General features: G+C 75.2%; 1 protein-coding gene. It reads left to right on the top strand.

The genetic code is table 11. The features are described 5' to 3' along the window. The coding region (locus tag EAD89_RS11230) for a helicase-related protein (RefSeq protein WP_255421265.1) at nucleotides 1–400 on the top strand (400 nt) is incomplete at both ends.

The raw sequence follows: 400 nt of genomic DNA, 5'->3' as shown, positions 1-400 counted from the left end.
GCCGCCGAGAACCCGGCCTGTCTCGACCGGGCCTGGCGCCGGCTGCGCGAGGAGGTGTACGCCGGCCACCAGGCGTACGTGGTCTGCCCGCGGATCGGGGATGGCCCGGCCTCCGAGGAGGAGCCGCCGCCGGTGGACGACAACGGGCGCCGTGCGCCGCTGGCGGTGACCGAGGTGGCGCCGCTGCTGGCCGAGGGTCCGCTGCACGGGCTGCGGATCGGGGTGCTGCACGGCCGGCTGCCGGCCGACGAGAAGGACGCGGTGATGCGCTCCTTCGCCGCCGGCGACCTGGACGTGCTGGTGGCCACCACGGTGGTCGAGGTCGGCGTGGACGTGCCGAACGCGACCGTGATGATCGTGCTGGACGCCGACCGGTTCGGCGTCTCCCAGCTCCACCAGC

Origin of the sequence: Micromonospora sp. BL4 (assembly GCF_003667505.1) — a bacterium.
Lineage (GTDB): Bacteria > Actinomycetota > Actinomycetes > Mycobacteriales > Micromonosporaceae > Micromonospora.
Note: the sequence above shows the minus strand (reverse complement) of the source record. Positions and strands in the feature narration are given on the sequence as shown.